The following is a 22,277-nucleotide window of genomic DNA, read 5'->3' as shown; positions in this document are numbered from 1 at the left end:
TGGACCGGTTATGGCTGAGTACATCTACCAGATGGTCCGTGCCCGCAAAGCGGTCGGCGAGAAGCTGATCCTCGATGACGTCACGATGTCGTTCCTCCCCGGAGCGAAGATCGGCATGGTCGGCCCCAACGGTGCCGGCAAATCGACGATCCTGAAGATCATGGCGGGCCTCGACCACCCGTCCAACGGCGAGGCGAAGCTGACCCCGGGGTTCACCGTCGGCATCCTGATGCAGGAGCCCGTGCTCGACGAGACGAAGACCGTCCTGGAGAACATCCAGGAGGGCATCGCGATCAAGGCGAAGGTCGACCGGTTCAACGAGATCTCGGGCCTCATGGCCGATCCCRACGCCGACTTCGACGCGCTGCTGGCGGAGATGGGAGTCCTGCAGGAGGAGATCGACGCGGCCGACGCGTGGGACCTCGACTCGCAGCTCGAGCAGGCCATGGACGCGCTGCGTACTCCGCCCGGCGATGCCGAGATCGCCCCGCTCTCGGGCGGTGAGAAGCGTCGCGTCGCGCTCACCAAGCTGCTCCTGCAGAAGCCGGACCTCCTGCTCCTCGACGAGCCCACCAACCACCTCGACGCAGAGAGCGTGCTCTGGCTCGAGCAGCACCTTCAGAAGTACCCCGGCGCTGTGATCGCCATCACCCACGACCGGTACTTCCTCGACAACGTCGCGGAGTGGATCGCCGAGGTCGACCGGGGGCGCCTCATCGGCTACGAGGGCAACTACTCGACCTATCTCGAGAAGAAGCGCGAGCGCCTCGACGTCCAGGGCAAGAAGGACGCGAAGCTCGCCAAGCGCCTCGCCGATGAGCTCGACTGGGTCCGCTCGAACGCCAAGGGTCGCCAGGTCAAGTCGAAGGCGCGTCTGGCGCGCTACGAGGAGATGGCGGCCGAAGCCGACCGGACCCGCAAGCTCGACTTCGATGAGATCCAGATCCCCCCAGGGCCACGCCTCGGCGGCATCGTCCTCGAGGCGAAGAAGCTGCAGAAGGGCTTCGAGGGCCGCTCGCTCATCGACGGACTGAGCTTCAGCCTGCCTCCGAATGGAATCGTCGGCGTCATCGGCCCGAACGGCGTGGGCAAGACGACACTCTTCAAGACGATCGTCGGGCTCGAGCCGCTGGATGGCGGCGACCTGAAGATCGGCGAGACGGTCAAGATCAGCTACGTCGACCAGTCTCGGGCCAACATCGACCCGACGAAGACCCTGTGGGAGGTCGTCTCGGACGGCCTCGACATCATCACGGTGGGCAAGATCGAGATTCCGTCCCGCGCGTACGTCTCCAAGTTCGGCTTCAAGGGTCCGGATCAGCAGAAGAAGGCGGGTGTGCTCTCCGGTGGTGAGCGCAATCGTCTCAACCTCGCCATGACTCTCAAGGAGGGCGGCAACCTGCTCCTCCTCGACGAGCCGACGAACGACCTGGATGTCGAGACGCTCGGATCGCTCGAGAACGCTCTTCTCGAATTCCCTGGCTGTGCCGTCGTGATCACCCACGACCGATGGTTCCTCGACCGCATCGCGACGCACATCCTGGCGTACGAGGGCACCGACGAAGATCCAGACAAGTGGTACTGGTTCGAGGGCAACTTCCAGGCGTACGAGGAGAACAAGGTCGCGCGCCTCGGGGCCGACGCGGCCAAGCCGCACCGCTCCACGTATCGCAAGCTCACACGCGATTGAGGCGAACGCACCCGAGCGTGCTCGGACGCAGACGGCATGGAGGCGTGCCGACGAACGCAGTGAGGAGCACCCGTGACTGACACGCCGGTCGCTGAGGTGGAGGCGACGCCGGATGGGGCGCGCCTCCACATCCCGATCCCCCTGCGCTGGGGCGACCTCGATGCGTTCAATCACGTCAACAACACATCGATGCTCAAGCTGCTGGAAGAGTCTCGTGTGCGCGCGTTCTGGCTCCCGGATCCGGGCGAAACCGCGCCGCCCACGGCCGTCCTCGAGTCGAGCCTGCACAGCGGCGTGCTGACCCTCATCGCTCGTCAGGAGATCGAATACCTCGCGCCCGTTCCCTATCAGCGGCATCCGCTCGATGTGCAGATGTGGTTCGGCAAGCTCGGCGGCTCGAGCATCGAGGTCTGCTACGAGGTCTGCAGTCCTCGAGAGACCGCCGGCGAGCACGGCCGTCAGACGGTCTACGCGCGCGCGACCACCGTCGTGGTGAAGGTCGACGCGGCGACGGGAAGGCCCCTGCGGCTCTCGGCCGAGGAACGCGCCGCGTGGACCCCGTATCTCGGCGCCCCGATCGTCTACGCGCACCGCGCCTGAGGGCCGGCCCGGCATTCAGTCCGGAACGCGGACCATGATCTCCTGGGCCACGCTGGCCACCAGCATCCCGTCTGCCGTGTAGATCTTGCCCGTCGCAAGGCCTCGCCCGCCGCGCGCGCTCGGGGACTTCTGCACGTAGAGCAGCCAGTCGTCGATCCGTCCGGGGCGATGCCACCACATGGCGTGGTCGAGGCTCGCCACCTTGAGGTCAGGACGCGTCCAGGCGATGCCATGCGCGCGCAGGATGGACTCCTGAATCGTCAGGTCGCTGATGTAGGCGAGCGCCGCACGGTGAACGGCGGGGTCGTCCGGGAGCGGTCTGCGGGCGCGCATCCACACCGCCTGTCGAGGCTCGAGCGCGCCCTCGACCGACACATAGATCGGCGAGGGCACGTGCCGGAGGTCCACCGGGCGATCGAGGAAGAGCCGCTTGCTCATCGGGTGGATGCCTGTGAGATGGTCCTCGAGATCGGGGAGGTCATCAGGGGAAGGGATGCCGGTGGGCATCGGGTCCTGATGCTCGAGGCCCTCATCGTCGTCCTGGAAGGAGGCGATCATCGAGAAGATCGGCACTCCATCCTGGAAGGCCTGCGTGCGGCGCGTCGAGAAGGAGCGACCGTCGTGGATCCGGTCCACGGCGAACGTCAGCCCCTTGGAGGAGTCTCCCGGTCGGAGGAAGTAGCCGTGCATCGAGTGCACGGCACGGCCGACAGGGATCGTCCGCTCGGCAGCGATGATCGACTGCGCGAGCACCTGCCCGCCGTAGATCCTGCCGAACGGCATCGGCTGCGAGACGCCCGTGAAGATGTCCTCGGTGGTCCGCGCGGTGGAGTCGGCGAGGTTCAAGACGTTGAGGAGCGCTGCGACGGGATCGACGTCCAGAGGCTTCTCGGCGGCGTCTGTCACAGCATCCTCCCGACTTCTGCGGGAGGGATCCCGCGACGCTTGGTAGTTTAGGGCGGATGTCGCAGCGCCTGATCTTCCCCGATGCCGAAGCCGCCGCCGATGCTCTGACCTTCGCGAGCCGCACCTCACGGCTCGGTGACAGTGGGGTGCGTCTGCAGGCGGCGAACGGCACACTTGCCATGACCTCCGCACCGCTCGCGCCGCGCGGGCTGCTCGACGCGACACCGACCGTGCTCGCCTTGCGGGCTCTTCCGGTAGACCCGGAGCTGGTCTGCGACCTGGTGGTCGAGGCTCCCCTCCTCGTCGCCGCGCCTGACGACGAGCGGGCGATCATCCTGCCGGAAGTCGCCGTGTCGCCGGCATGGGCCGGCGTGGCGCCCCCCAAGGGCGGCTGGGAGGCCGCAGGGACGCTCCGCGCCGCGGTGCTCGCCGCGCGCGCCCAGTTCGGCATCGCCTCGGTGGCGGAGGCTATGCCGGCCGACCCCGGAGAAGATGTGGTCCGCACCGTCCGGGCCTCGGTCTGGGGAGCGCCCGACGACCAGCTGGCCGGCCTTCCCCTCGGCGCGGCCTTCGCCGCCTTCGCGCTGGGATTCATCGTGGGGGAGGAGGATGCCCGGCTCCTCACCGCGGGACCCTGGTCGCGGTTGACCCTCGCGCGCGGACACATCCTCGTGCGCGGTCCTCAGCGGATCGGCCTCGGGCCGGTGCGCGCGACGGGCGGCACGCGGGAGGACTGACCGCCCGATCGCTTCGGCGGGAGCAGCGCATCCGGGCGTGTGAAGCGACCCGTCATCTGCGCGTCGAGAGTCATGCCCGCGTCGGGCGACACATTCGACTGCCAGACTGTCGCGCGTGACACTTATCGATGACGCGGTCTACGTCGACGGCCGCAGGGTGGAGACACCCGCGGGGCTGGCGGGCACCCTCGAGGCCGTCGGCCGGATGGGCGGGTTCGCCTGGATCGGGCTCTATCGACCGGACGAGGCCGAGCTCGCGGCTGCGGCGGCCGAGTTCGGGCTGCACGAACTCGCGGTCGAGGATGCCCTCACCGGGCATCAGCGCGCGAAGCTGGATCGGTATGGCGAGACGCGGTTCGTCGTCCTCCGACCCGCGCGCTACATGGATGCCGACGAATCCGTGGAGTTCGGCGAGGTGCACGTCTTCGTGGGTCCCAACTTCGTCATCGCCATCCGCCAGGCAGAGTCGCCCGACCTGAAGAGGGTGCGGGCGCGCCTCGAGACGACCCCCGAACTCCTGGAACGCGGGCCGCTCGGCGTGCTGTACGCGATCGTCGACCAAGTGGTCGACGAGTACGAGCCGGTCGTCTCGGGTCTCGAGAACGACATCGACGAGATCGAGTTCCAGCTCTTCTCCGGGGACCGTGCCGTGGCCAAGCGGATCTACGACCTGTCCGGCGAGGTGATGGAGCTGCAGCGCGCCATCCGCCCTCTCGTCAAGATCGTCACGACGCTGCGCGACGACCTCGAGGCCGAGAACCACGACGATCCGCACGCACTCGAGCTCCGGCGATCGTTTCGTGACGTCCTCGACCACGTCATCTCCATCACGGAGAAGGTCGAGGAGTTCCGCCAGACGCTCGCGAACGCGCTGCAGACACACGCCACGCTCGTCGCACAGCAGCAGAACGACGAGATGCGCCGGCTCACCGAGACGAGTCTCGCGCAGAGCGAGCACTCCAAGAAGATCTCGGCGTGGGCGGCCATCATCTTCGCGCCGGGACTGGTCGCGGCCGTCTACGGCATGAACTTCGTCGGAATCCCCGGGCTCACCTGGCGGTGGGGGTTCGTGTTCGCGCTCTTCCTGATGCTGGCGTCGGCACTGTGCCTCTATCTCGTGTTCCGCGCGCGCAAGTGGCTCTGACGCCGGGGACACCGGCGCCGGCCGGGCGCACCACCCTAGACGGCGGCTGCTGCAGCGCGGCCCGCCACGCGACCTGAGAACAGGCATCCGCCGACGAAGGTGCCCTCGAGCGCCCGGTAGCCGTGGACTCCTCCTCCGCCGAATCCGCTGGCCTCCCCGGCTGCGTACAGCCCGGGAATCGGCTCGCCCGAGGCGCCGAGCGCACGACCGGACAGGTCGGTCTCGATGCCGCCGAGCGATTTGCGGGTGAGCACGTGGAGCTTGACCGCGATGAGCGGCCCCGACTTCGGGTCGAGGATGCGATGGGGCGTCGCGGTGCGGATGAGCTTGTCGCCGCGATAGTCCCTCGCCGAGCGCAGCATCGCGATCTGGGCATCCTTGGTGAAGTCGTTGTCGATCTCGCGGTCGCGCGCCTCGACTTCGAGCCGCACCCGCTCCGCATCCAGCACGTCGCCGCCGGGCAGCGCCTGCATCCCGGCGATGAGCTCCTCGAGCGTGTCGCGGACGACGAAGTCGGCGCCCTTGTCCATGAAGGCCTGCACCGGTGCGCCGGCTCCCTTGCCCAGCCGGGTCTTCGCGAGAAGCCGCACATCCTTGCCGGTCAGATCAGGGTTCTGCTCGCTGCCAGAGAGCGTGAACTCCTTCTCGATGATCTTCTGCGAGAGGACGAACCAGGAGTGGTCATGGCCCGTCCCACGCAGGTGGGCGAGCGTCCCCAGCGTGTCGAAGCCCGGGAAGAGGGGCACCGGCAGTCGCTTGCCTGTCGCATCGAGCCAGATCGAGGAAGGGCCGGGCAGGATCCGGATGCCGTGATCCGGCCACACCGCATTCCAATTCTGGATGCCCTCGACGTAGTGCCACATGCGGTCACGGTTGATGAGCCGCGCACCCGTCGCCTCGGTGACCACTTGCATCGATCCGTCGACATAGGCGGGGACGCCGGTGACCATGCTCGCCGGGGGTGTGCCGAGACGCTCGGGCCACCACTCTCGCACCAGCTCGTGATTTCCGCCGATGCCTCCCGACGACACGATCGTGGCGGCGGCCGAGATCTCGAACGATCCGACGACCTCCCGTGACGATGCGACGCCGCGTGTCGCCCCGGAGGGAGCGAGGAGGTCGCCCGTCGCACCGGTCACGGTGCCTTCGGACAGCGTGAGGGCGGTGACGCGGTGCCGGGGGAGGATCGTGACGAGGCCGGCGGATTCGCCCGCCTCCACGGCCGCCTGGAACGGCGCGACGATGCCCGGGCCGGTGCCCCACGTGATGTGGAAGCGGGGGACCGAGTTTCCGGGACCGAGAGCGGTGTATCCGCCCCGCTCGGCCCAGCCGACGACGGGGAAGAAGCCGACGCCCTTCTCGCGCAGCCAGGAGCGCTTCTCGCCGGCCGCGAACTGCAGGTACGCCTCGGCCCACCGGCGGGGCCACGCATCGTCCTCCCGATCGAACGCCGCGTTGCCGAACCAGTCCTGGCGTGCGAGGTCGAGGGAGTCCTTGATCCCCATCCGCCGCTGCTCGGGCGAGTCGACGAAGAAGAGACCGCCGAACGACCACCACGCCTGGCCGCCGAGATTCGTACGGGGCTCCTGGTCGACGATCACGACGGACTTGCCTGAGGCGGCGGCTTCGCCGGCCGCGACGAGGCCGGCGAGGCCCCATCCGATGACGAGCACATCGGCGGAATGGGTGGTGGCGGGGGGCATGGCGACTCCTTCGTCGTCGAGCGGTTCTTGTATCCGGGGGGGGGGGGGGGGTCGAGCGGACGTGTCGCCGAGCGGCGACGCGGTGAGGGGCAGGGATGCTGCGCCCCGGCCGTCGGAGGACGGTCCGATGCCGCTGGGCTCGAAGGTGTTGACCATCGCGTGCGCGGCACGCTGCAGGTAGTCCCACAGCGTCGCCTCGTGAAGGGGCGACAGCTGCAGCTCGTCTACGGCGGCACGCATGTGGCGGAGCCACAGGTCGCGGGCTGCGGGGTTCACATGGAAGGAGGCGTGCCGCATCCGCAGCCGGGGGTGTCCGCGCTCCTGGCTGTACGTGGTGGGGCCGCCCCAGTACTGCTCGAGGAACAGCCTCAGCCGCTCCTCCGCCGGACCGAGGTCCTCTTCGGGGTACATGGACCGCAGCTCCGGGTCTGACGCGACCCCGCGGTAGAAGGCCGCCACGAGCCTGACGAAGGTCTCGTGACCGCCGACCTCGTCGTAGAAGCTCAGCGGTGCGGCATCCGGGTTCTCGGTCATGGCGTCGGTCCTCCGTCCGGGCGTTCGGTGTCATCATCGGGCTTGGGAGCGCGCCGGGGCAGGCGTGGCTTCCAGACGGGCTTCTCGGGCATCGGCTGGGTGATGGGCTTCGTCTTCGGCGGGTTCGCGCCGCGCACGCGCTGCGCGGCGTCGACGCCGGTGAGGGTGATCGAGTTGAGCTGGGGGAGAGTGAGCCCGAGCTCGTCGATCGCGTGCTTGAGCCGCATCCGCAGCTCGCGGGCGACGTCGTCCTTAGCGTTCGCGCGGGTCTTCATGACCAGGCGGATCACGAGGGCATCGCCCGACACGGACTCCAGCCCCCAGACCTCGGGCTTCTCGAGGATCCGGCTCCGCCACTTGGGGTCGACCGAGAGATCCTTCGCCGCCTCGAGCATCGCCGATTCGACGTCGCCGATGTCGGCATCCGCCGGCACCGCGAGGTCGATGATGACGCGCGACCAGCCCATCGACATGTTGCCGATACGCGTGATCTCGCCGTTGCGCACGTACCAGAGGGTGCCGTTGACATCGCGCACGTGTGTGACACGGACGCTCACGTACTCGACGATCCCCGTCGCCAGCCCGAGGTCGACCACGTCGCCGATGCCCACCTGGTCTTCGGCCACGATGAAGATGCCGTTCAGCACGTCCTTCACGATGTTCTGGGCGCCGAAGCCGAGGCCGGCGCCGATCGCGGCGGTGAGCAGGGTGAACGAGCCGATGATGTCCGGGCTGATCGTGAAGACCACGAGGATGAGGGCCACGATCACGATCGTCGTGTTCACGATGTTGGTGAGGATGGATCCGAGGGTCCTCGTGCGCTGCACGAGCCGCACTTGAGCGAGGGGCGAGCGGTCCAGGGCCTGTGTGTCGTCCACGTTGGCCTTGGTCTTCGCGCCAGAGACGATCCGGTCGACGATGCGTCCGATGAGTCCCCTCATGATCCAGGCGAGGATGAGGGCGGCCAGGATGATCCCCAGAATCGCCAGGAGCTTCTGCCCGGCGATCAGGAGATTCGCGCCGACCGAGTTCCAGAATTGGGCCCAGTCGATCATGCGGCGGTTCCTTCAGCGTTCGAGTGTCGCATCGTCAAGCTCCGGAAGCGGATGCCGCGCCCCACCGACGGGGGGTGGGGCATCCGTCTGCCATCACTGCGCGTCGCGCTCCTGGACGAGCAGGGCACGCTCGACGCCGGCGAGGTTCTCGCCGACGAGACGGCGCAGAGCGGGCGCGGCATCCTTGTTCGCGGCGAGCCACGAGCGAGTCGCGTTGCGCAGGCTGATGCTCGCGAGCGGCGCGGGGAAGAGCCCGACGATCAGGTACTGCGCGATCTGATAGCTGCGCGACTCCCAGACCGGAAGCAGCATGTCGAAATACGGCTGGACGAAGTCGTTCAGCAGCTCGACGCTCGCGGGGTGGGTGAAGCCGACGGCAGTGGACCGCACCAGCGTGTTGGGCAGCTCGTCGCTGTCGATCAGCGACGACCACGCCGCCTGCTTCGCTGCGGCGGTCGGGAGCGCCGCCTTCGCCTGAGCGGCGAACTCCCCGCCCTTCGCGGTGTTGTCGGCGGCCAGGGCCTCGTCGATCTCGGCGTCGCCGATCACCCCGCCGGCCGCGAGCGAAACCAGCAGCTGCCATGCCAGGTCGGTGTCGATCTCCAGGCCGTCGAAGTCGATCTCACCGGCACGCACGTGCCGCACGCGGTCCCAGTGCGCGGCCGTCGAGGCGGCACTCGCGAATGCCGTCACGAGCTGGAGCTGGCTGTCGCTGCCGGGCTCTGCGGCGCGGGCGAGCTCCCAAAGCGCGTCCGCGACCTTCTCACGCGCAGCGGACCGCTTCTCGGGCGCGACATACGAGTTCGCGGCCAGCTGCAGCTGGGCGAGGGTGGTGCGCACGGTCGTGGACTCGGTCTCGGCTCCGATGTTGCGCAGCACGAGGTCGATGTAGGCGCTCGGCGAGGCCTCGGCATCCCGTGTCTGATCCCAGGCGGCGCCCCAGACCAGTGACCGGGCGAGGGGGTCGCTGATCTTTCCGAGGTGCCCGATCGCGGTGGCGAGCGAACGGTCGTCGAGGCGGATCTTCGCGTACGCGAGGTCCTCGTCGTTCAGCAGCACGAGATCCGGTCGGGTCTGCCCCTTGAGCGCGGGTACCTCGGTGAGGTCGCCGTCCACATCCAGCTCGATCCGGTGAACACGCACGAGGGCGTCGCCCTGCAGGCGGTAGAAGCCGACGCCGAGGCGGTGCGGCCGGATCGTCGGGTAGTCGGCGGGGGCCGTCTGGACGATGGCGAAGCGCGTGATGACCCCACTCGCGTCCGTCGCGATCTCGGGGGAGAGCGTGTTCACGCCTGCTGTTTCCAGCCACTTCTTCGACCAGGTCGCCAGCTCGCGACCGCTCGTCGTCTCGAGCTCGGTCAGGAGGTCGGAGAGCTCCGTGTTGGACCACTCGTGCTTCTTGAAGTAGGCGGCGACGCCGGCGAAGAACGCCTCGACGCCGACCCACGCGGCGAGCTGCTTGAGCACCGAGCCGCCCTTGGCGTACGTGATGCCGTCGAAGTTGACCTGGACGTCCTCGAGATCGTTGATCTGCGCGACGACGGGATGCGTCGACGGGAGCTGGTCCTGCCGGTAGGCCCAGGTCTTCTCCATCGCGTTGAACGTCGTCCAGGCCTCGGTCCATTCCGTGGCCTCGGCGGTCGCGATCGTCGACGCCCACTCGGCGAACGACTCATTGAGCCAGAGGTCGTTCCACCACTTCATCGTCACGAGGTCGCCGAACCACATGTGCGCCAGCTCGTGCAGGATCGTGACGACGCGACGCTCCTTGACAGCATCCGTGACCTTGCTGCGGAAGACGTACGTCTCGGTGAAGGTGACCGCGCCGGCGTTCTCCATCGCGCCGGCGTTGAACTCCGGCACGAAGAGCTGGTCGTACTTGGCGAACGGGTACGGGTAGCCGAACTTCTCCTCGAAGTACGCGAAGCCCTTGCGCGTCGTGTCGAAGACGTAGTCGGCGTCGAGATACTCCCACAGGCTCTTGCGAGCGAAGACGCCGAGGGGGATGACTCGGCCGGAGGAGCTGGTGAGCTCGGACGTGACCTGCTCGTACGGCCCGGCGATGAGCGCCGTGATGTAGGACGAGATGCGGGGCGTCGGCTCGAACCGCCACGTGGCTGTGCCGTCGCCGTGCCGATGGGGCTCGGGAGTCGGGGAGTTGCTGACCACCTTCCACGGCTCGGGAGCCGTGATGGTGAACTGGAACGTCGCCTTCAGGTCGGGCTGCTCGAACACCGCGAACACGCGGCGAGAGTCCGGCACCTCGAACTGCGAGTACAGGTAGACCTCGTCGTCCACGGGGTCGACGAAGCGGTGGAGGCCCTCGCCCGTGTTCGTGTAGAGCGCATCGGCGTCGACGACCAGCTCGTTCTCGGCCTCGAGTGCGTCGAGCGCGATCCGCGAGTCGGCGAAGGCGGCGCCGTCGAGCGCGCGGCCGTTCAGCGTGATCGCGTGCACGTCGCGGGCGATGAGATCGATGAAGGTCGACGCGCCGGGTGTCGCTCCGAAGCGGACGACCGTGCGCGATCCGAAGGTCTCTTCGCCGGTCGTCAGGTCGAGGCTGATCTCGTACGAGATTCCCGACCCCGAAGGATCGATGATCGCGCGGCGCTCCTGCGCTTCGACGCGGGTGAGATTCTCTCCAGGCACTTCGCTGTTCTCCCGACTGCGATGGGGGACGGTGTGATGTCGCGCCGACGCGTCTCGCATGTGGCTTGGCTGTTTCGAGAACCGGCGGATGCCAGCGGTGGCTGGCGCGCGCGACAACGCTCCACCCTACGCGCTCGCGGCATCGCGCTCTCGTCGAATGTGGCTCCGCGCGTGTTCCACCGCCGCATCGAGATCGGAGAAGAGGTGTTTGTGATGTCTCAGGGCGTCGAGCACGCCGACTGTGCGGAAGAGCTCCTCATGGCCCGATTGGAGTCCCTTGATCAGCACCGTCACGCCTCGGCGCTCCAGAGCCTGCACGATATCGGCGAGCACATGCGCACCTGTCGCGTCGACGAGTTCGAGCCGCGACATCCGCAGCACGACGACGGATACGTCCCCCACGTTCGTCACCGCGTCGAAGACTCGATCGGCGGCGGCGAAGACCAGCGGACCGTTCAACCGCACGATCGCTATGCGCTCGTCGCCCTGATGCGCGCCCCCTGCGATCGGCTCCCACGTCACCCCCGTGGCGCGCGACAGGCCGCGCACGGCGAAGATCGCGGCGACCACGACACCGATGGCGACAGCCACGACGAGGTCGACCGAGACCGTGACGATCGCCGTGACGACGAAGATGAGCGCGTCCGAGCGGGTCGAATGGAGGATCGATCGGACGGTCGATGGCTGCACCATCCGCGTCGCCGTCACCATCAGCACGCCCGCGAGTGAGGCGAGGGGAATGAGTCCTACCGGCCCCGCTGCCATGAGCACCACCAGGAGGAGCACGACGGCGTGCACGATGGCGGAAGCGCGGGTGCGGCCGCCCGATCGGACGTTGACCGCGGTGCGCGCGATCGCGCCCGTGGCCGGCATCCCGCCGAAAAGGCTCGACCCGATCGAGGCGAGACCCTGTCCGATGAGTTCGCGATCGGGATCGAAGGCGCCGGTGTCTGCGAGGGATGATGCGACGCGCGCGGAAAGGAGCGATTCGATGGCCGCGAGCGCGGCGACAGTCAAGGCCGGCAGCAGCAGCGGCCCGACCTCGCCGATGCTCACATCGGGCAGTGACGGGAGGGGGAGCGAGGAGGGGAGCGCACCGATCACGGCCAACGGGGTCGGAACGACGGTGACGACAGCGGTGACCACGGCGATGCCGAAGAGCGATCCGGGGAGTCCCCGATGGATGGAGGGCGCCCAGAGCATGCAGGCGGCGACAACGGATGCCGCACCCACCGCCCACGGAACGTAGGACCAGTCTGCGGTCGCGATCGACTGCACGGCGGCAACGAGGGCGTTGGAGCTGTGCTCGCCTGCCCCGGCTGAGTGGGGAGAGGTCAGCAGCGGGATCTGCTGTGCGCCGATGATGACGGCGATCCCGAGAGTGAACCCCTCGATCACCGGCCAAGGGATGAACGACACCGCTCGTCCCAGTCGCAGCGCCCCTGCGATCACCACGACGACCCCCGCGAGCAGGCTCAGCGTCGCGACGGCCGTGATCCCATGCTCGGCGACGATCGGAACGAGGATCACGACCATCGCTCCGGTGGGCCCGGACACCTGCACGTGGGAGCCGCCGAAGATCGCGGCGATGAGTCCTGCGACGATCGCCGTGATGAGTCCCTGCTCCGCGGTGAGGCCGGAACTGATTCCGAAGCCCAGAGCGAGGGGGAGGGCCACGATTCCGACGGTCACGCCGGCGAGAAGATCTGCCCGCCACGAGCGTGGCAGCCCCGCATAGTCGGCGGGATTCGGCAGGAGCGACATGATGGCGGAGCCCAGCCGACGAGTCATCTTCCTCCGGCCCTCCATCTCCGTCATCGCCGCGCCGTCGGCAGCGCCGGAAGCTGGATGGCATCGCCCAGGCGCACCCCGTCGGCCTCCAGGATCGCCAGCAGCAGCGCGCGGGCGACACCGAGCAGCTCAGCGACATGCGGGTCGGCCAGACGGTAGTACACATGGCTCGCGCGGCGCTCGGATTCGACGAGCCGGTGCTTGCGCAGCACCGCGAGGTGCTGGGAGAGATGGGACGCCTCGAGTCCAGTGGCGTCCTGCAGGACGGCCACACTCAGCTCGGGCGACGCGGAGAGCAGCTCGAGGAGCCTGATCCGGAACGGATGCGCGAGCCCCTTGAAGAGGTTCGCCTTCACTTCGTACAGGGGGCGTTCCGCATGGCTGAATGGCATGATGAAGTCATCATATCGTCGACACGCCGGGTCGGACGGGCGATGGCAGGATGGAAGCGTGGTCGAAGCGAGCGAGAACCAGGTCGAGGTCGAACAGCCCGATGACGTGCGGGTGCTCTTCGCGTCGGCCGAGGCATCGTCGGGTTCACCGCACATCGAGGTCCCGGTCGCCTACGACGCGATCCTCCTCGCCAGCTTCGGCGGCCCGGAGGGGCAGGACGATGTGATCCCGTTCCTCCGCAACGTGACGCGCGGGCGCGGCATCCCCGACGAGCGCCTCGAGGAGGTCGCCCACCATTACCGGCACTTCGGCGGGGTCAGCCCGATCAACGAGCAGAACCGGGCGCTCAAGGCCGCACTGGAGGACGAGCTCGCCCGCCGCAGCATCGCTCTGCCCGTGTACTGGGGCAACCGCAACTGGGCTCCCTACCTCGATGAGGCGGTGACGGATGCCGCGGCATCCGGTCACACGAAGCTCATCGCGATCGCGACCAGCGCCTACAGCTCGTTCTCGAGCTGCCGCCAGTACCGCGAGGACTTCGCGCGGGTGCTCACCGACACCGGGCTCGGCGAGACGGTGACGATCGACAAGGTGCGGCAGTTCTTCGACCATCCCGGCTTCGTCGCCCCGTTCGAAGCCGGTGTGCGGGAGGCGATCGCCGGGTTCCGCGCCGAGGGCATCGCCCCCGAGGCCATCCGGGTGCTCTTCTCCACGCACAGCGTGCCGCTCGCGGACGCGCAGCGCTCTGGTCCGCGCGACGTCGACTGGGGCGAGGGCGGGGCGTACGCGGCGCAGCACACCGCGGTGGCCGAGCGCATCATGTCCGCCCTCGCCGACGGGGACCCGAGCGCAGCACAGGTCGGCTGGGAGCTCGTGTACCAGTCGCGCTCCGGCCCGCCGTCGCAGCCATGGCTCGAGCCCGACATCAACGATGTGATCGCAACGCTTCCGGATGCCGGCATCCAGGCGATCGCCATCGTCCCGCTCGGCTTCGTGAGCGACCACATGGAGGTCCTCTGGGACCTCGACACCGAGGCCATGGAGGCGTCCGCCGAGGCGGGGATCCGGGCGGTGCGGACGCCGACTCCGGGCGTGGACCCCGTCTATGTCTCGGGTCTCGTCGACCTGCTCCTCGAGCGGACGTCGGGGACGCCGGCAGCCCAGCGCCCGCACGAGACCGACCTCGGACCCTGGTTCGATGTGTGCCGCCCGGGATGCTGCGAGAACATCCGCGCCGGCTTCAAGCCGGCCGCGGCCGGCATCGCACCCTGACGCTCCTTCCAAACCCCATGTGCGGGCGCTCGAGGCCCGCATCCCGCACGCATCCATAGGATTGATCCATGCGCATCCACATCGCGACCGACCATGCCGGCCTCGAGTTCTCGACGCAGCTTCAGCACCATCTCGCGGAGCAGGGGCACGACATCGTCGACCACGGTCCGCTCGACTACGAGCCGCTCGACGACTACCCGGCCTTCTGCATCCGCGCCGCCGAGGCCGTCGTTCGCGATCAGGAGGCGGGGATCCAGACACTGGGGATCGTCTTCGGCGGGTCGGGCAACGGCGAGCAGATCGCTGCCAACAAAGTGCGGGGCGTGCGGGCGGCGCTCGTATGGAGCATCGCGACGGCTGAGCTCGCGCGGGAGCACAACGACGCGAACGTCATTGCGGTCGGTGCGCGCCAGCACACGTTCGAGCAGGTCACCGATTTCATCGACGCGTTCATCGCCACCCCGTTCTCGAACGAGGAGCGTCACGCGCGGCGCATCCGCCAGGTCGGCGCTTACGAGACCGAGGGTGCGCTCGAGGCCGACCCCCGCGCGACCGCCGGCGACCCCGACGTGCTGGCCGACGACAGCAGCTCGTTCGACCCTGAGGCGGGCTGATCGACTGATGCCGGAGGGACATTCGGTCCACCGCATCGCACGCCAGTTCGATCGCAACTTCGTCGGTCGGGCGGTGTCCGCGTCGAGTCCCCAGGGGCGATTCGCCGAAGGAGCCTCGCTGCTCGACGGGCGTGAGGCGGAGTCTGTGCGGGCCGTCGGCAAGCAGATGTTCCTCGAGTTCGAGGACGACCTGTGGCTGCGGGTGCACCTCGGGATGTACGGCGCGTGGGACTTCGCCGGGGAGATCGTCGTCGATCCGACCATCGCCTCTGCCAACGGGCGGATCGGCCAGACCAATCAGCGCGGGACCTTCGCCGAAGACGAGGCGATCATGGACGCCGCGGGCGAGAACTCGCTCTCGTCGATCGGCGCCCCCCGCAGAGCGCGTGTCCGCGTCCGCATGTCGGAGCAGACGCGGGGTCTTCCCGGCGATGAAGGCGACTGGCCGCCTCCGGTGGTCGGACAGGTGCGCCTGCGCCTGCTGACCGATGTCACGTGCGCGGATCTGCGAGGACCGACGGCCTGCCAGCTGCAGACGCCGCTCGAGGTCGCGGCGACCATTGCCAAGCTCGGGCCGGATCCGCTCGTCGACGATCCGGGGGAAGGTGAAGAGCGCTTCGCCGCGGTCATTCGTCGCAAGCCGACGCCGATCGGACTGCTGCTGATGGACCAGACCGTCGTGAGCGGAATCGGCAATGTCTATCGCGCGGAGCTCCTCTACCGCGCGCGCCTGAACCCGCACACTCCCGGGAAGAGCGTGCCCGAAGAGGTGGTGCGAGAGCTCTGGCGGGACTGGGTCCGGATGCTGTCCATCGGCGTGGAGACCGGCCAGATGATGACGATGGACGACCTCGAGCCCGAGCAGTGGCGTGCCGCGATGGCGAGCCGCGACGAGCGGCACTGGGTCTACCACCGCACCGGGCTGCCCTGTCGCACCTGTGGGACGGCGATCGTGGTCGAGGAGATGGCGGCGCGCAAGCTCTACTGGTGCCCCTTCTGTCAGCGCTGAGGTGTGCTCCTAGGCTGGATGCATGCGTCAGAACCCGAGCTTCGCGATGACCGACGTCATCGAGCTCCGCCGTCTCATCGACCGGAACCCGTGGATGACCCTCGTGAGCGACACCGCCGATGGTCTCGTGGCATCGCACTACGCGGTGCTCCTCGACGAGGAGCGTGACGACCTCACCATCGTCGGGCACGTCGGAAAGCCGGATGACCTCATCCACGGGCTCGGGGAGCGCGAGCTGCTCGTGGTCGTGCAGGGACCCCACGGGTATATCTCTCCCGGCTGGTACGGAGACGGCGCCAACGTCCCGACGTGGAACTTCGTCTCGGCCCACCTCTCGGGCGTCCCCGAGATCCTCTCGCCCGAGGAGAATCTCCGGGTGCTCGACCGGCTGGTCGAGCGATTCGAGAGCCGGAAGAGCGACCCGCGGCTCCTCTGGGAGCTGCCCAATGACCCGGCCTTCGTCGAGCGGCTCGAGAAGGGCACCGTCGGCTTCCGTCTGACACCCACCCGCGTCGTCGCCAAGCGCAAGCTGAGCCAGAATCGGACTCCGGAGATCATCGAGACGATCATCGGAGAGCTGAGCGGCGAAGGCCCCTTCGCCAATCCGACCCTCGCCGACGAGATGCGGCGGGCACAGGATGCGCGTCGGAGCCCGGCATGACCACGATCGGCGAGACGATCGGGACCATCACGGGCGTCAGGATCGTGGGGCCCGGCAGCGAGCTCCTTCCCGACGAGGGCCCCTTCGACGTCTTCCTCGCCGGCGGGGTCATCGAGGACATCGCCCCGGCGGGTGCGCTTCGACCGCGCGGTGACGTCCTGGATGGGGCGGGGGGCACCCTCATTCCCGGACTCTGGGATCACCACGTCCACGTGATGCAGTGGGCGCTGACTTCGCAGCGTGCACCGCTCGGGCATGCGACGGGCCCGGCGCACGCCGCATCGCTCATGGGCGAGGCGGCCGTCAGCGACGGTCGACGTGTCGGCACCGGTTTCCGTGACGCGTTCTGGACGGACGAGCCGACGCTCGAGGTGCTCGACGCGGCCACCGGCGACATCCCGACCTACCTCATCAACGCCGATGTGCACAGCGTCTGGCTGAACTCGGCCGCGCTCCGGCTCGAGGGCTTCGAATCCGAGCCGTCCGGCCTTCTCCGGGAGGAGCCGGCGTTCGAGATCTCGCGCCGGCTCAACCTCGTGGACCCTGTGACGGGTGATCGACTCGTCCAGCAGATGGCGACGGATGCCGCAGCCCGCGGCATCGTGGGCCTCGTTGATCTCGACATGGCGTGGAACGAAGAAGCGTGGGCTCGCCGGACGCGCGACGGGTTCGACACACTGCGTGTCGAGTTCGGCATCTATCCCCACGACCTGTCCCGCGCGCTGGCCGAGGAGCTGCGCACCGGCGACATCGCTCGGGGTGCAGCATCCGATCTGGTCCGTGTCGGACCGTTCAAGGTGATCACGGACGGGTCGCTCGGCACGCGGACGGCCGCGTGCTCGCACTCCTATCCCGGTGATCCGCATAATCACGGCGTGCTGACCGTCCAGCCGAGCGCTCTGGCGGAGCTGATGACTCTGGCGACGGGCGGCGGCCTCGCCTGCGCGATCCATGCCATCGGGGACCTCGCCAACACCTACGCGCTCGACGCCTTCGCGGTGACGGGGGCGCGCGGCACCATCGAGCACGCGCAGCTCGTCTCGCACGCCGACATCCCCCGTTTCGGCCGGCTCGGCGTGACCGCAAGCGTCCAGCCGGAGCATGCCATCGACGACCGGGACATGACCGACATGATCTGGGCGGGCCAGACAGCGCTGCCCTACCCGCTCGCATCGCTCGCCGGGACCGGGGCGAACCTCGTCTTCGGCTCGGACGCTCCCGTCTCGCCTCTGGACCCGTGGGCCGCGCTGGCGGCCGCGGTGCACCGGACGCGCGACGGCCGCGAGCCGTGGCAGCCGGACCAGGCGCTCGGCATGTCGACGGCGCTCGCCGCCTCGACGCATCTCGGCTCGTCCCACCCCTCCGTCATCTCCCCGGGCGCGCTCGCCGACCTGGTCGTCTGCGAGAGCGACCCCTACGCGGTGGGCGAGAGCGACCTGAGATCGATGCGGGTTGCCGCGACGCTGCTCGACGGGCGTGTGACGCACGTCAGGTGAGTGCGCGGCATCCCGAACACGACGAAACCCCCGGGCCTGTGCCCGGGGGTTTCGTCTGCGTGTGCGGAAGTCAGCCGGCGAGGTGAGCGAAGAGGAACCAGCGGTCCTTCTCGAGGGATGCCTTGATGCCGATCGCGATGTCCTGGCTGGTGAGGTCGATCTCATCCAGGCCGTCGATGGCGGCCTGGACATCGGCGATGACGACGTCCATGTCGGCGATGACCGCGCGGACGATGTCGTCCCACTGCGAGAAGCCCGCTGCGACAGCCGTCGGCGTGGTCTTCTGCGAAACGGTGCCGAGACGGGCGTCGACCGGCAGGCCGAGGGCGACGATCCGCTCGGCGGCCTCGTCAGCCCCCGCCTGCGCGTGCGCCACGACCGTGTCGAGCAGCTCGTGGATGGCGATGAAGTTGGCGCCGCGAACATTCCAGTGCGCCTGCTTGCCGTTGACGGCGAGCGCCTGCAGCCCGAGCGTGATCGGGGTGAGGAACTGGGCGGCCCCCGCGGCGACCTCGGGGCCTGCGGCGGTGGCCGGAGTCGTGTGGGTCTTCGTCATGTCATGCCCTCCGAGAATGGACGATCGCTGTCGTGGTGTGGTCCAACGCTACTCACCACCATTCATTCCGCAAGCAAGCCAAGGCTGGGCTCACCAGAGGCGGATGCCTCCCGTATCGTCGGGGGATGACCATCGCCGCAGACGCGTCAGTCCTCTCGCTTCCGGGCGCCCAACCCTCGATCCACCCGACCGCGTTCGTCGCCTCCGGCGCGCGGGTGATCGGCGCGGTGACACTCTCGGAGGGTGCCAGCGTCTGGTACAACGCCGTGCTGCGCGGTGACGGCGATGCGATCACGGTCGGTGCGGGGAGCAATCTGCAGGACAACGTCTCGGTGCACGTTGATCCGGGGCATCCGACCGTGATCGGGCGCAATGTGTCCGTGGGGCACAACGCCGTCGTCCACGGCTGCACGATCGGCGACGGCTCACTGGTCGGCATGGGCAGCGTCGTGCTGTCCGGCGCCGTCATCGGTGAGGGATGCCTCATCGCCGGTGGTGCCGTGGTGCTGGAGAACGCCCAGATCCCAGCGGGGTCATTGGTCGCAGGCGTGCCCGGCAAGGTCCGGCGGGAGCTCACTGCGGAGGAGCGGGCCGGGATCCTGCGCAACGCGGAGACATATCGCGGCCACACCTCGACGCACGCCTCGGCGGAGCCGCTGGAGGGCTGAGATGCGCATCGATTCACTGGAGCCCGGCGAGGTGTTCGTCTTCGGCTCGAACGCGCAGGGAGCGCACGGCGGGGGAGCGGCGCGCTTCGCGTTCGACCGCTTCGGTGCGGTGTGGGGCCAGGCGGAAGGACTGCAGGGCCAGTCGTACGGGATCGACACGATGTCGGGGCTGGCCGTCTTCGAGGCACAGGCCCGCCGGTTCGTCGAGTTCGCACGGGAGCACCCGGAACTGCGCTTCCTGGTCACCGAGGTGGGCTGCGGCATCGCGGGCTACACGGCTGACGAGGTTGCGGAGTTCTTCGGGGGTTCGCCTGGCAACGTCGTGCTCCCCGCCAGTTTCGTCCATGCGCTGGGGGACCCCCGAAGCGCATGATCCGCGCTCGCGCAAGGCCCTGAGCGCACTTCTGGGCGGCGTCCTAGCCTGACGGTCCGCGGCCGATGCCGCTCGTCAGGAAGGGGGCCCGCATGTCGCAGGCGACCCGCACCGAAGATGCGCGTCTGGCTGACGTGATCTTCACGATCATCCTGTGCGTCTGCGCCGGATTCAACGCCGTCGTCCTCGTGCTGTTCGCGCTTCTGTGGGCTGCTCGTGAGGGCCACGCCGACAGTTGGGCCGTGGCGCTCGGAGTCGTCGGACCGACGGTGATCACGACGTTCGGCGTCATCGCGGCAGTGGTGCGCGTCTTCCGACGTCGTGTCGGCTGGACCGTGGCGGTCGGGACGATCGTCCTCAACTACGTCGTCTGGTGGCTGGCGTCGCTCGCTGCGATGGGCTGATCGAGCCGCCTGAGCCCGAGACCCGTGCGGCGTCGGGCCGCGGGAGCGGTGTGTATTAGACTCGACCGGTGCCCGAGTGCGCTCGGGGATGTAGCTCAATGGTAGAGCCTCAGTCTTCCAAACTGATGGTGCGGGTTCGATTCCCGTCATCCCCTCCAATGCCCTGACGCGCCGACGAAGTCGGTGCGGCAGGGCATTCGTGGTGATGCCGTAGGAACCGATCGCGCCCGCGGGCGGTCCCGCTCCGTCCGAGGCTCCGCGCGACGGCGAAGCCGGCGTGTGGAGAGACGGAGTGGCCGATTCCCGTCATCCCCTCCAAAGCTCCGACGCGCGGCCGAAGGTCGGGCTTTAGAGCTTTCGTGTGGATGCCGTAGGTACCGATCCGGCGTGCGGGCGGTCCCGCTCCGTCCGAGGCTCCGCGCGACGGCGAAGCCGGCGTGTGGAGAGACGGAGTGGCCGATTCCCGTCATCCCCTCCAAAGCTCCGACGCGCGGCCGAAGGTGGTGCGGCGGAGCTTTCGTGGTGATGCCGTAGGAACCGATCCGGCGTGCGGGCGGTCCCGCTCCGTCCGAGGCTCCGCGCGACGGCGAAGCCGGCGTGTGGAGAGACGGAGTGGCCGATTCCCGTCATCCCCTCCAAAGCTCCGAGCCGGCGATAGCTAACCGGCGGGAGGCAGCTGGGTGCTGTCATGCGCAACTCCGTCGATCGCGAACCAAACTCCGCCACCGGGTGCTGCGACCGGCGTCTCGAGCAGAGGTCGACGGAGTTGTGCAGACGTATCGCGCGTCGGCGCACGCCGCCAGCCCCCGACACCGCCCGTTTCACGCCGTCTTCGCCGGCGGGTGATGTGTCCCGCGGTGGACCTCGTAGATATGGGTGTGAGTAAGTCCGTCGCTGTGGTCGACGATCGGCAGGTCGTCCATGAAGAGCCGGATGACATGGGCGAGCTCCTCGGGATGGCTGAAGTTGATGGCGTGGGCGGCGTTCTCCATCGCCACCGCGAGCACATGGCTGTCGGTCTGCGAGGCGACCTCTTCGATGCGCGCAGGGCCAGGCAGCAGCGGATCCCGGCGACCCATGACGACGAGGGTCGGAATCCGCAGCGCGAGCAGTCGATCGAGCGTCGGATACTGCGTGAGCGCCCGGAACATCTGAAAGGTGCTCGGAACGCCGAACCGCAGGTAGTCAGGGGCGGCTACCCGGATGAGGCCAGGGGGCTCGCGCACGCCGTCCTTGCTCAGCTGCCCCATCGCGCGAGTCAGCGGCTGGTTGAACACCCCGCCGGCGGGGGATACGAGCACGGCGCGCTCGAGCCGATCGGGGTAGTGGTGCGCGAACTCGCAGATGACGGGGCATCCCATCGAATTGCCCACCAGCGTCACGCGCTCGATACCCCGATCGTCGAGAAACCGCGCCGCGGCGTGGGCGAGGTCGGGCACATCGAGACCTCCTGTCGCCCGGCCGCTGCGACCGAAGCCGGGCAGGTCGGGCACGAGGGTGTGGAACTCGTCGGCCAGCCGCTCGGCTGTGGGCAGCAGGTACCGACCCGACAGGCCGAACCCGTGGACATGCATCATCACGCGACCGGAGGGAGGCCCGGGGGATTCGCGGTAGAAGACGTCGACGCCGTCCACGAGCGTCCAGCGCTCCGCGAGCGCGGAGTGCGGCCGCCGGGGATGCCGGCGCCGCCGATGCTCGTAGTCCGGCCCCGCGCCCGAGCGTGTCACCATGGTGCGCTCCTTCCCCGAAACAGAAACCCCGAGGGGAACGTCCCATCCCGGCTCGCTGATGTCAACACCTTCGGGGCCCTTTACAGGCGACGCCGGTGCGCGTCGGCTAGACTTCTCGGGGCCGTTCGGCATGCGCGCGCGTATGCACAACCCCGGGGCGTAGCTCAGCTTGGTAGAGCGCCCGCTTTGGGAGCGGGAGGTCGCAGGTTCAAATCCTGTCGCCCCGACATCACGGCCCTCAGAACTCTCAGACCCACACCTTCAGCCGACGCGCTCCTGCGCGGCCAGACGA

20 protein-coding genes, 2 tRNA genes and 1 pseudogene are annotated in these 22,277 nt (G+C 68.6%); 14 read left to right on the top strand and 9 right to left on the bottom strand.

Going from position 1 to position 22,277, the window contains the following annotated elements:
* The first annotated feature begins 10 nt into the window (after positions 1-10).
* Positions 11-1,690 (top strand): energy-dependent translational throttle protein EttA, encoded by a 1,680-nt coding sequence (gene ettA, locus AC1DP3_RS11575; protein ID WP_477293387.1) that lies wholly within the window; start codon positions 11-13, stop codon positions 1,688-1,690.
* Positions 1,691-1,762: 72 nt separating this feature from the next.
* Positions 1,763-2,290 carry an acyl-CoA thioesterase gene (locus AC1DP3_RS11570; RefSeq protein ID WP_477293385.1) on the top strand — a complete coding sequence of 176 codons (528 nt, stop codon included), beginning with the start codon at positions 1,763-1,765 and terminating at the stop codon, positions 2,288-2,290.
* A 15-nt stretch (positions 2,291-2,305) separates the two neighbouring features.
* Here the strand turns inward: AC1DP3_RS11570 and AC1DP3_RS11565 are convergent, their stop codons facing one another.
* A complete protein-coding gene (locus tag AC1DP3_RS11565; protein WP_477293383.1) occupies positions 2,306-3,196 on the bottom strand; it encodes an acyl-CoA thioesterase in 891 nt (296 codons plus the stop codon).
* Between the two features lie 56 nt (positions 3,197-3,252).
* Between AC1DP3_RS11565 and AC1DP3_RS11560 the strand changes: the two genes are divergently transcribed.
* Positions 3,253-3,933 (top strand): DUF8185 domain-containing protein, encoded by a 681-nt coding sequence (locus tag AC1DP3_RS11560; RefSeq protein ID WP_477293381.1) that lies wholly within the window; start codon positions 3,253-3,255, stop codon positions 3,931-3,933.
* Positions 3,934-4,048: 115 nt separating this feature from the next.
* Positions 4,049-5,077, top strand: a complete 1,029-nt coding sequence (locus AC1DP3_RS11555; RefSeq protein WP_477293379.1) for a magnesium and cobalt transport protein CorA — start codon at positions 4,049-4,051, stop codon at positions 5,075-5,077.
* Positions 5,078-5,112: 35 nt separating this feature from the next.
* Here AC1DP3_RS11555 and AC1DP3_RS11550 read toward each other — a convergent pair whose 3' ends face one another.
* From AC1DP3_RS11550 to AC1DP3_RS11525, 6 genes and pseudogenes are all read right to left on the bottom strand, one after another.
* Positions 5,113-6,780: an FAD-binding dehydrogenase gene (locus tag AC1DP3_RS11550; RefSeq protein WP_477293664.1), complete on the bottom strand. Its 1,668-nt coding sequence runs from the start codon at positions 6,778-6,780 to the stop codon at positions 5,113-5,115.
* Between the two features lie 159 nt (positions 6,781-6,939).
* Positions 6,940-7,314 (bottom strand): annotated as a pseudogene (locus AC1DP3_RS11545) (globin); the annotation flags it as partial.
* The gene (locus tag AC1DP3_RS11540; RefSeq protein ID WP_477293377.1) at positions 7,311-8,369 is read right to left on the bottom strand and encodes a mechanosensitive ion channel family protein; all 1,059 of its coding nucleotides are present in this window, start codon (positions 8,367-8,369) and stop codon (positions 7,311-7,313) included. The pseudogene AC1DP3_RS11545 and the gene AC1DP3_RS11540, both read right to left, overlap by 4 nt.
* 93 nt (positions 8,370-8,462) lie before the next feature.
* On the bottom strand, positions 8,463-11,018 hold the full coding sequence (gene pepN, locus AC1DP3_RS11535) for an aminopeptidase N (RefSeq protein ID WP_477293376.1): 2,556 nt from the start codon (positions 11,016-11,018) through the stop codon (positions 8,463-8,465).
* A gap of 126 nt (positions 11,019-11,144) precedes the next feature.
* Positions 11,145-12,809, bottom strand: coding sequence for a SulP family inorganic anion transporter (locus tag AC1DP3_RS11530; protein ID WP_477293374.1), 1,665 nt, complete (start codon positions 12,807-12,809; stop codon positions 11,145-11,147).
* 23 nt (positions 12,810-12,832) lie between these two features.
* Positions 12,833-13,201 carry an ArsR/SmtB family transcription factor gene (locus tag AC1DP3_RS11525; protein ID WP_477293372.1) on the bottom strand — a complete coding sequence of 123 codons (369 nt, stop codon included), beginning with the start codon at positions 13,199-13,201 and terminating at the stop codon, positions 12,833-12,835.
* 58 nt (positions 13,202-13,259) lie between these two features.
* Between AC1DP3_RS11525 and AC1DP3_RS11520 the strand changes: the two genes are divergently transcribed.
* From AC1DP3_RS11520 to AC1DP3_RS11500, 5 genes are all read left to right on the top strand, one after another.
* Positions 13,260-14,474, top strand: coding sequence for a ferrochelatase (locus AC1DP3_RS11520; protein ID WP_477293370.1), 1,215 nt, complete (start codon positions 13,260-13,262; stop codon positions 14,472-14,474).
* A gap of 68 nt (positions 14,475-14,542) precedes the next feature.
* On the top strand, positions 14,543-15,088 hold the full coding sequence (locus AC1DP3_RS11515) for a ribose-5-phosphate isomerase (protein WP_477293368.1): 546 nt from the start codon (positions 14,543-14,545) through the stop codon (positions 15,086-15,088).
* 7 nt (positions 15,089-15,095) lie between these two features.
* Positions 15,096-16,097: an Fpg/Nei family DNA glycosylase gene (locus AC1DP3_RS11510; protein WP_477293366.1), complete on the top strand. Its 1,002-nt coding sequence runs from the start codon at positions 15,096-15,098 to the stop codon at positions 16,095-16,097.
* A gap of 22 nt (positions 16,098-16,119) precedes the next feature.
* Positions 16,120-16,758: an FMN-binding negative transcriptional regulator gene (locus AC1DP3_RS11505; protein WP_477293365.1), complete on the top strand. Its 639-nt coding sequence runs from the start codon at positions 16,120-16,122 to the stop codon at positions 16,756-16,758.
* Positions 16,755-18,254, top strand: a complete 1,500-nt coding sequence (locus AC1DP3_RS11500) for an amidohydrolase (protein WP_477293363.1) — start codon at positions 16,755-16,757, stop codon at positions 18,252-18,254. The genes AC1DP3_RS11505 and AC1DP3_RS11500 overlap by 4 nt, the downstream gene beginning before the upstream one ends.
* Before the next feature lie 70 nt (positions 18,255-18,324).
* Here the strand turns inward: AC1DP3_RS11500 and AC1DP3_RS11495 are convergent, their stop codons facing one another.
* Positions 18,325-18,810 (bottom strand): Dps family protein, encoded by a 486-nt coding sequence (locus tag AC1DP3_RS11495; RefSeq protein WP_477293361.1) that lies wholly within the window; start codon positions 18,808-18,810, stop codon positions 18,325-18,327.
* Between the two features lie 125 nt (positions 18,811-18,935).
* Between AC1DP3_RS11495 and AC1DP3_RS11490 the strand changes: the two genes are divergently transcribed.
* The 4 genes from AC1DP3_RS11490 (at position 18,936) to AC1DP3_RS11475 (ending at position 20,413) form a co-directional block, all read left to right on the top strand.
* On the top strand, positions 18,936-19,478 hold the full coding sequence (locus AC1DP3_RS11490) for a gamma carbonic anhydrase family protein (protein WP_477293359.1): 543 nt from the start codon (positions 18,936-18,938) through the stop codon (positions 19,476-19,478).
* Position 19,479: 1 nt separating this feature from the next.
* The gene (locus AC1DP3_RS11485; protein WP_477293358.1) at positions 19,480-19,851 is read left to right on the top strand and encodes an A1S_2505 family phage non-structural protein; all 372 of its coding nucleotides are present in this window, start codon (positions 19,480-19,482) and stop codon (positions 19,849-19,851) included.
* Positions 19,852-19,943: 92 nt separating this feature from the next.
* On the top strand, positions 19,944-20,255 hold the full coding sequence (locus AC1DP3_RS11480; protein ID WP_477293356.1) for a hypothetical protein: 312 nt from the start codon (positions 19,944-19,946) through the stop codon (positions 20,253-20,255).
* An 84-nt stretch (positions 20,256-20,339) separates the two neighbouring features.
* Positions 20,340-20,413: transfer RNA gene (locus tag AC1DP3_RS11475), tRNA-Gly, on the top strand.
* Positions 20,414-21,076: 663 nt separating this feature from the next.
* Here the strand turns inward: AC1DP3_RS11475 and AC1DP3_RS11470 are convergent.
* Entirely contained in the window at positions 21,077-21,985 is a 909-nt protein-coding gene (locus tag AC1DP3_RS11470; protein ID WP_477293354.1) for an alpha/beta fold hydrolase, read from the bottom strand.
* A gap of 153 nt (positions 21,986-22,138) precedes the next feature.
* Between AC1DP3_RS11470 and AC1DP3_RS11465 the strand changes: the two genes are divergently transcribed.
* Positions 22,139-22,212 (top strand) — tRNA-Pro (locus tag AC1DP3_RS11465).
* The last annotated feature ends 65 nt before the right edge of the window (positions 22,213-22,277 follow it).

Source organism: Microbacterium sp. P5_B6 (assembly GCF_056400345.1).
Note: the sequence above shows the minus strand (reverse complement) of the source record. Positions and strands in the feature narration are given on the sequence as shown.

Excerpts from the sequence above, each read along its gene's own strand:
- AC1DP3_RS11550 (WP_477293664.1), bottom strand. The coding sequence starts at position 6,780 with ATGCCCCCCGCCACCACCCATTCCGCCGATGTGCTCGTCATCGGATGG.
- AC1DP3_RS11470 (WP_477293354.1), bottom strand. The coding sequence starts at position 21,985 with ATGGTGACACGCTCGGGCGCGGGGCCGGACTACGAGCATCGGCGGCGC.
- AC1DP3_RS11500 (WP_477293363.1), top strand. The coding sequence starts at position 16,755 with ATGACCACGATCGGCGAGACGATCGGGACCATCACGGGCGTCAGGATC.
- AC1DP3_RS11490 (WP_477293359.1), top strand. The coding sequence starts at position 18,936 with ATGACCATCGCCGCAGACGCGTCAGTCCTCTCGCTTCCGGGCGCCCAA.
- AC1DP3_RS11485 (WP_477293358.1), top strand. The coding sequence starts at position 19,480 with ATGCGCATCGATTCACTGGAGCCCGGCGAGGTGTTCGTCTTCGGCTCG.
- AC1DP3_RS11495 (WP_477293361.1), bottom strand. The coding sequence starts at position 18,810 with ATGACGAAGACCCACACGACTCCGGCCACCGCCGCAGGCCCCGAGGTC.
- AC1DP3_RS11510 (WP_477293366.1), top strand. The coding sequence starts at position 15,096 with ATGCCGGAGGGACATTCGGTCCACCGCATCGCACGCCAGTTCGATCGC.
- AC1DP3_RS11525 (WP_477293372.1), bottom strand. The coding sequence starts at position 13,201 with ATGCCATTCAGCCATGCGGAACGCCCCCTGTACGAAGTGAAGGCGAAC.
- AC1DP3_RS11480 (WP_477293356.1), top strand. The coding sequence starts at position 19,944 with ATGTCGCAGGCGACCCGCACCGAAGATGCGCGTCTGGCTGACGTGATC.
- AC1DP3_RS11530 (WP_477293374.1), bottom strand. The coding sequence starts at position 12,809 with ATGACTCGTCGGCTGGGCTCCGCCATCATGTCGCTCCTGCCGAATCCC.
- AC1DP3_RS11505 (WP_477293365.1), top strand. The coding sequence starts at position 16,120 with ATGCGTCAGAACCCGAGCTTCGCGATGACCGACGTCATCGAGCTCCGC.
- AC1DP3_RS11560 (WP_477293381.1), top strand. The coding sequence starts at position 3,253 with ATGTCGCAGCGCCTGATCTTCCCCGATGCCGAAGCCGCCGCCGATGCT.
- AC1DP3_RS11515 (WP_477293368.1), top strand. The coding sequence starts at position 14,543 with ATGCGCATCCACATCGCGACCGACCATGCCGGCCTCGAGTTCTCGACG.
- AC1DP3_RS11540 (WP_477293377.1), bottom strand. The coding sequence starts at position 8,369 with ATGATCGACTGGGCCCAATTCTGGAACTCGGTCGGCGCGAATCTCCTG.